The organism is Synechococcus sp. R6-7 (genome assembly GCF_047461695.1).
Classification (GTDB): domain Bacteria; phylum Cyanobacteriota; class Cyanobacteriia; order Thermostichales; family Thermostichaceae; genus Thermostichus.
Map to the genome: position 1 here is coordinate 1 of NZ_JANSHS010000301.1, position 5,354 is coordinate 5,354.

Sequence of the window (5,354 nt, forward strand, 5' to 3'; positions counted from 1 at the left end):
GCTACTGAAAGCCCGCTCCGTACCGCTTAGGGGTCGGAGCCGGGTAGTTTACAGCGCGAGACTGTCTTGTGGATGTGGGTGCAAGGCTTGGGGCTAAATCTTTCTGGGTTGGCGCTGTTGGCAGCAGCAGGCGCCGCCTTTGGGCCTCTCAGTTGGACAGGTGCAACGGTGGCGGTGATGTTGAAGCTCATTGGGGATAGCCAACTGGTGCGGGGCTACTGGCTCTGGCAAAGCCAGCGGCAACAGAAGGGATCCCAGCCCGTCAGCTCAGCAGCGGCAGTGCTCCACAGTCAAGCTTGAGACATTGCCCGGCACTTGTCCGGTCTCCGACTCGAGAATGCCAACGCGACCACCCCTACTCCCTTCTGGCACTGGCAAGCCTCACTGTACAAGCCTCACTGTAAATGAGCCACGGTCACTCCAGTACCGCCGTCTTCGGGATCAGCGGCTGAAAAACGCTGAACGCGCGGGTGATTTTGGAGATAAGCCTGGACGCCGGCTTTCAGGCGCCCTGTGCCGTGGCCGTGGATGATCCAAACCGGGCCGGGAGGAGCTTGGGCAAAGTGCTGTTCCAGAATGGCCTCAGCATCAGCAACGGTTTTCCCCCTCAGATCGAGGGTGTTCTGGCTGGTGCGCAGGTTCAGGGGAGCGGTGGCTGCAGGGGAGGGAGGTGGGGCTTTGGGGCGTTGGCGCTGCTTGGCCTGGTGTTCATCGATGGGATCCAACTGCCCCCGTGGCACTGTGAATTTGAGGATGCCGCTGCGCACCACATATACATCTCCTTCGATGGCGATCACCTCTCCCGTCTGCCCCAAGCCTCTCAGCCGCACCCGATCTCCCACCTCTGGCACAAACTCCATATCCACAGGCGGCGGTGGGAGAGAGTAGCGCTGCTGGATTTGCGCCAGCTCGGCAGTAATGCGTTGGGGATCCTCTCCCTGCTGCAATTTGCGGATGGCGGCAGCCACTTCCTGACGGGCAGCAGCCAACAGGGCTTGCAGTTCTTGGTTTTGCTTCTGCTCCAGCCGGGCTTCTCGCTCGGCGATTTGGCGGCTGCGCTGCTGCATTTGTTGATGTAGGCTCTCCAGCTCTCGATGCAGGGATCCCACCTGGGCCGCCCGCTCTTCCAATTGAGCCCGCTGCGCTTCCAGGCCGGCAATGACCCTATCCACCTGGCTTTCCCCTTGCAGGTGCCGCTGGGCCCGCCGCAGAATCTCTGGATCCAACTGCAGCCGTTGGGCAATGGCCAAGGCGTTGGAGCGGCCTGGGATCCCCCACAAGAGGCGATAGGTGGGGGCCAGGGTGACCTCGTCGAACTCCACTGAGGCATTTTCAAAGCCGGGATGTTGGTATTTCAGGGCCTTTAGCTCGCCGTAGTGGGTGGTAGCCAGGGTGAGCAGTGCCCTTTCCGAGAGGTACTCCAATAGCCCAGCCGCCAGGGCAGCTCCTTCGGTGGGATCCGTGCCCGCCCCCACCTCATCCAACAGGACAAGGGCCGGCTCCGGAGCAGACTGCAGGGCCTGCACGATGCGGCTGATGCGGCGGATGTGCCCCGAAAAGGTGGAGAGATTTTGTTGCAGCGACTGCTCGTCCCCAATGTCGGCGTAAACCCCGTCGAACCAAGGCAGCTGGGGCGGATCCTGAGCCGGCAGGAAGATCCCCGCCTTGGCCATGAGCACCAGCAGGCCCAGGGTTTTCAAGGCAACGGTTTTGCCGCCGGTGTTGGGGCCGGTGATAACCACGACACGAATGGAGTCCGCGAGGGTGAAGTCGATGGGGACAACGGCAGAACCTTGACCCTCCGAAGGGGCGGCGGCGCGGGACTGCCAGAGCAGCAGAGGGTGCTTGGCCTGACGCAGGCGCAATCCTGCCGAGACAAACTGGGGACGATTGCCGTCCAGCCAGAGGCTGTAGCGACCCCGAGCCAGAGCCACATCCAACCCCACCATCACCCCCTGCAGATGCTCCAGATCGGTGGCCACGGCTGCCACCTGAGCCGAGAGCGCGGCCAAGATCCGCTCTTCCTCCGCCTGAATCTGAGCTTGGGTTTCTCGCCAGCGGTTGCCCAGTTCCACCACAGCGTAGGGCTCCACATAGAGGGTGGCTCCACTGGCAGAGCTGTCGTGCACAAGGCCGCGGATGAGATCCCGATGGGTGGCCTTCACCATCAGGACAAACCGCCCCTGCCGCTGGCCAATCAGGGTATCCTGCAGCGCCTGGGGATACTGGCTCATCAATTGTTGCAGCTGCTCTTGGATCTGGCTGCGTTGCCGCCGCTGCTGCTGGCGCAGATCCGCAAGGGTAGGGCTGGCGCTGTCCCGCACCTCACCATGCTCCTCCAGGCAGCGGAAGATCTCCTGCTCCAGCTCCGGGTAGGTGCGCAGGTTGCTCACCCAGGCCTGCAGGTGGGGCAGATGGTCATGATCATCGATCAGACGACGAATGCGGCGGGCTGCCCCCAGAGTTGTAGCGATCTGCACCAGCTCTTCCCCGCTCAGGATCCCCCCCCGTTCGGCCCGTTCCAAAGCCGGCAGCAAGTTGTGGATCCCTGCCATAGAAAGTCCCCCGGCCTGTGTGCGATCGAGGCGAATCGCCTCTTCCGTCTGCTCAAGGTAGGCTTCGCTATCGGCGCGGCTCTGCCAGGGATCCAGCTCCAAGCAGGCGCGGCGGCCCAAGGGTGTGGCCGCAAAGGTGGCCAAGTGTTGACAGAGGCGGGGCCACTCCAACAATTCCAAGGTTTCTTGCCCTTCGTCTTGGCGGGCCGTAGGCCCTGGGGAGGGATCGGGCTTGGAAAAGACTGGCAGCGGGTGCAAGGTGGGGACGGTGGGCATTAACCATTCAGCGATGCAAAGAACCCTGGAGACGCAGTTGCTTCATCTCCTGCAAAAACTGCCGTTGGTACTTGAGGAAGGCAGTGTGCCACTCGCGGAAGCGACGTTCGCCATCCCGCACCAGCATCTGGCGGTACTGCTCTGAGTTGAGACGGGGCTGAGCAAAAGATGGGTTCATAGGGATCGGGGACGCTCTCCATCCTATTGTGGCAGGCTCTGGGTCGGCTTCCACAGATAGCTTTTGGTGAGAGGGGCACGCTGATAATGGCGCCGTTGTCTCACGCGCTGCCTCTGGTGATCTTCCCAAGAAGCTGAGCTCACCGAAAAACTGGGTTCAAAGCCCCGCCCTACCGCTGTGGGGTTCGCCTTGGGTGTCCTGTGGAGGGTGGAAGTGAGCTGCATTCACGGCCAAACTGAACCTCACAAGCCTGCCATACTGAAGGAAGTTGCTGCACTCAAAACACTCAAGATCCGTGCAAGATCCGTGCGCAAACGAGTCACCCTCATTTTCCCCCGCCATTTGGTGAATGTGCCTCTCACCTATCGGTTGGCCAAAGACTTCGATGTGGCTGCCAATATCGTGCGCGCCAGGGTAGCCCCCAACGAAGTGGGCACTTTGGTGGTGGAGCTGTCAGGGGATATCGACCAGGTGGAAGCAGGATTGGAATGGGTACAGTCTTTGGGCATTGAGGTGACTGAACGGGCCAAGGAAATTCAAATCGACCCAGACTTGTGCGTGGACTGTGGATTGTGTACGGGAGTTTGCCCAACCGAGGCCCTGAAGATTTCTGCTCCCAGCTGGAAGCTGGAGTTCTCTCGCAACCGCTGTGTCATGTGCGAACAGTGTGTTGCCACCTGCCCCGTTGGGGCGATCAGCACCAGCTTGTAGTCAGTTTGTGGTCAGTTGGCTGAGTTACGAACTCCCCCAAGCTGACAAATCCCTTTACAATCCTGTTAGATTTGTTGGACATAGGTCTAGCTGCGGAGCGCACTCGACATGGCTTCTACTACATCGTTGATTGGGTTAACTTATGCCGGTTTGGCTGTTCTCTATTTGCTGGTGCTGCCTCTGTTGTCTCTGCTGTACGTGGACAAACGCTGGACTTCAGGCAGTGCTTGGGAAAAGGTGCTGATGTTTTTCTTGGTCTTGTTTTTCTTTCCCGGCATGGTGCTCTTGGCTCCCTTCATGACGTTTCGGCCCAAGCCTCGGTCGCTGTAAGGTCAGCCGTTTGTCGATCCACTGAGCCATGCGCAGATTGGACGTTCTTGGCATAGGCTTGGCCCTGCTGCTGGGGGGAGGGATCCTCTACGGCCTGCTGCTTTGGGCGGGCTTGGATACGGGGGCCGCGCAGCAGATATCGAGCGTGGTGCTTCTATTGGCCTGCTTGGGGTGGACTTTTGGCTACCTGAAGCGGGTGCTGCGTGGGGAAATGACCCTGAAGGCTCAATGGGCCAGCTTCGAGACCCAGCAGATTCAAGAGAGGCTCCGCTCCCTCTCCCCAGAAGAGTTGCAGGCCCTGCAAGCTGAATTGGAAAGTGAGAAAGAAGGGATCCCGGATTGGGTTGAGCAGGAGAAACATTGAGGCCATTGGACAGGCCGCACCCAGAAATTGGCTGTCGGCTGCTGGGGATCCAGGTTTAAGGGTATGGAGCGTCGGGCTTAAACCGCAACACTTGTATGTCTGTATATCCGGTTACCATTTGCTTCCCCTAAGAATGCTACATTACGCCCCGCACAAGATTCTGGCGTACGACGGATTATTAAGTGGTGCAAGCCTTTGCCTTTCCTTCTACTCGCATATCTCCATCTACGGTGAGCAAAACCATACTGCTAGCTCAGGGCCAGCCCTCGCAAATTCATCTCTGGAAGTTGGCGCTGGAGTCTCAGGGGCACTCTGTGGTGCCGATTTCCCCACGTGAAGATCTGCTGGAGGTGGCAGCAAGTCAGCCTCTGGATTTGGATCTGATGGTGGTGGACATGACGACGGGGCTGTTTAACCCCTATGCCTTTTGTCGAGAGTGTCAAAGCAAGCTGCCCAACATCCCTGTTATCCTGACTCATCACCCCCGCCGCCACATCGAGCCCGCAGAGCGGCGCTGGGCAATCTACCAGGGGGCAGCAGATGTGATCCCTGGCTTGGCGGAGGCCGGCGACCTTCTCCACTCCCTCGAACGAATTTACGAGGCTGCCAGGTGGTTTTTGCCTATTGACGCGGAGGCGCTCCACAGGGCTCTGAAGCAAGCGGGCTTATGGCCGGCGGAGGTCAGCCGTACATCTTCTTCCACCCCTCCCCCGCAGCCGAGCGCCCACTCTCCCACCGCCCCTCCACAACCCATCACCGCGGAAGGGGATCCAGGGCAAAAAGACTTGACCCCGCAGGTGAAGTACCGACTGATGTACCGGGGTCGCCCTGTCGATTGAGGTACTCGTTCCAACCTGCCGTCACTCGTTTTTCCTCGTAGCTTCTTGCCCTGCCAGGGTTGAGCTGCCGATTGGCAACGAGCAGGATGCAATCGCTGCAG

The 5,354-nt window shown here is 59.8% G+C and carries 7 protein-coding genes; 5 read left to right on the forward strand and 2 right to left on the reverse strand.

The window, feature by feature from the left end; genetic code table 11:
- Positions 1–72: 72 nt before the first annotated feature.
- The gene (locus NW815_RS09190) at positions 73–300 is read left to right on the forward strand and encodes a hypothetical protein (RefSeq protein WP_414391050.1); all 228 of its coding nucleotides are present in this window, start codon (positions 73–75) and stop codon (positions 298–300) included.
- Between the two features lie 95 nt (positions 301–395).
- Here the strand turns inward: NW815_RS09190 and NW815_RS09195 are convergent, their stop codons facing one another.
- Together NW815_RS09195 and NW815_RS09200 are read right to left on the reverse strand one after the other, a co-directional pair.
- Positions 396–2,831, reverse strand: coding sequence for an endonuclease MutS2 (locus NW815_RS09195; protein WP_414391047.1), 2,436 nt, complete (start codon positions 2,829–2,831; stop codon positions 396–398).
- A gap of 7 nt (positions 2,832–2,838) precedes the next feature.
- Complete coding sequence (locus NW815_RS09200; protein ID WP_414391046.1) at positions 2,839–3,009, reverse strand: hypothetical protein; 171 nt, start codon at positions 3,007–3,009, stop codon at positions 2,839–2,841.
- Positions 3,010–3,315: 306 nt separating this feature from the next.
- Between NW815_RS09200 and NW815_RS09205 the strand changes: the two genes are divergently transcribed.
- The 4 genes from NW815_RS09205 (at position 3,316) to NW815_RS09220 (ending at position 5,253) form a co-directional block, all read left to right on the forward strand.
- The gene (locus NW815_RS09205) at positions 3,316–3,720 is read left to right on the forward strand and encodes an NIL domain-containing protein (RefSeq protein ID WP_414344412.1); all 405 of its coding nucleotides are present in this window, start codon (positions 3,316–3,318) and stop codon (positions 3,718–3,720) included.
- Between the two features lie 108 nt (positions 3,721–3,828).
- Positions 3,829–4,050, forward strand: coding sequence for an NAD(P)H-quinone oxidoreductase subunit L (gene ndhL / locus NW815_RS09210; protein WP_414331907.1), 222 nt, complete (start codon positions 3,829–3,831; stop codon positions 4,048–4,050).
- 28 nt (positions 4,051–4,078) lie between these two features.
- Positions 4,079–4,414 carry a DUF3007 family protein gene (locus NW815_RS09215; RefSeq protein WP_414391043.1) on the forward strand — a complete coding sequence of 112 codons (336 nt, stop codon included), beginning with the start codon at positions 4,079–4,081 and terminating at the stop codon, positions 4,412–4,414.
- A gap of 230 nt (positions 4,415–4,644) precedes the next feature.
- A complete protein-coding gene (locus tag NW815_RS09220; RefSeq protein WP_414415932.1) occupies positions 4,645–5,253 on the forward strand; it encodes a response regulator in 609 nt (202 codons plus the stop codon).
- Positions 5,254–5,354: the final 101 nt, after the last annotated feature.